Here is a 1,612-nt window from a genome sequence, read left to right on the forward strand (position 1 = left end):
CAATGCCACTTAGCTTGTTGTGATCAAGCTGCGAGGTGGAGTGATGTCGCTTGGGGAGTGTTCGGTGGGGGATCCGGTGCCAGGGGTTTGAGGTTCACGAGGTCGATGCTGGGCGGGCTCAGGTGGCGGGTTCCGGTCTGACCGGGGCGTTTGACGGGGTAGGAGTTGTGGCGGATGCGTTTGACGGCGCGGGGGTAGCTGCGGTGACGGCGGGCGGGGTTGAGGTTGCGGGGTGCGCAGATCTCGGCGGTGGCCTGAGCGTGGAGGTGCTGGCGGCCCTCAGGGGGAAAAGGCCGCCGGATCGGTGATCCGGCGGCGGGCTAGGCGCACGGTGTTCTTGAACTTGATCCGATCCGGATCGGTGTCGGTATCGGTGGCCGCGCGGCAGATCAGGGCGGCGATAGCGTAGTGCGCGAGCAGATAGCCCCAGATCTCCTGGCGGACCATGTCCGGGCTGTGGGAGCGCAGGATCTTCCCCGGGCCGCGCAGTCCAGTTTTGATCTGCGCGTTCGCCCCTTCATGCTCCCAGCGGTCGTGGTAGGCCACGGCCAACTCCCCGGGCAGCGCATCGCCCGGGTCCAGAAGGTTGGTGATCAGACAGAACAGCTCCTTCTGGGCGGGGGAAGCCGGCCCGCGGTCGTTGACGTAGTACTCCACCACCCGCACCAGCCGGCACTGGTCGCGATGTGCGGCCATATCGGCGCCGGTCTTGGCCGCATGCAGCAGCCGGGCCTTCGCCGCAGCCTTCACCCCACGGGCGAACACCAGCGAGATGAAGGAGCCATCACCCACATCGGCCACCGGCGGCAGATCAACCGCCTCGCCGATCCGCCACAGCAGCCCGGCACCGGCATCATCGCCAGCGCACCACAAGTCGAAGGAGTAGAACCCGCGGTCGGCGGTGAGCAACATGTCCTCATCCAGCAGAGCGAACAGCCCGGCAGCAGCTGAACGCTCCCCGGTGCCCTTGCCGGCCACACCGCCGATCACCGCCCCCAGCGCGCAGTGCGACCCGGACTCCACCAGCGTGGTCACCCGGGCCTGCGGGAACACCCCGCCGCCGGCACGACCGAACTCCCGCACGTTCTCCGCGGAATCTGGCAGGTCGAACACCATGCCATCGATCGACACCAGCCGCCGGTGCCGCAGCCACGCCCCCCGCGTCAACACCGTCGCCACCGGCTGCGCCACCGCCTGGAACACCTGCATCACCGGCTCGAACCCCAACCGCGCCCGGGCCTGGGTGATCCCGCCGGAGGTCGGCGCCATCCAGCCCGGATCCCAACCACCCCAGGACCGCAACGGCTCAGCCAGCCTGGCCATCACACCGGGATAGTCCTCATCGGCGAACAACGCCATCGCCATCGCGAAATACACCATCAGATGCGGCGGCAACACCCCACCAGAGCGCCTCGCGCCCCGGCCGCAAGCCTCCACCGCCTCATCCACCACAGCCCTGGGCACCGAGGCCGTCAGCAAACCCACACCCAGCATGTCCGCCACCGGCACCAGCTCAGAACCCGAACCCACCCCCGAACGCTACGCCCCACCCGCCCCCCACACCGAACCACCAGATCAGAACCTTGATCAGAAACTAGCTAAGCGGCATTGG

The 1,612-nt window shown here is 68.1% G+C and carries 1 protein-coding gene; it reads right to left on the minus strand.

The genetic code is table 11. The features are described from left to right. Window positions 1–279: 279 nt before the first annotated feature. Window positions 280–1,530 (minus strand): IS4 family transposase, encoded by a 1,251-nt coding sequence (locus tag ABD466_RS44225; protein ID WP_344663321.1) that lies wholly within the window; start codon window positions 1,528–1,530, stop codon window positions 280–282. Between the last annotated feature and the right edge of the window lie 82 nt (window positions 1,531–1,612).

The organism is Catenulispora subtropica (assembly GCF_039531675.1).
In the GTDB taxonomy this organism is placed as follows: Bacteria; Actinomycetota; Actinomycetes; order Streptomycetales; family Catenulisporaceae; genus Catenulispora; species Catenulispora subtropica.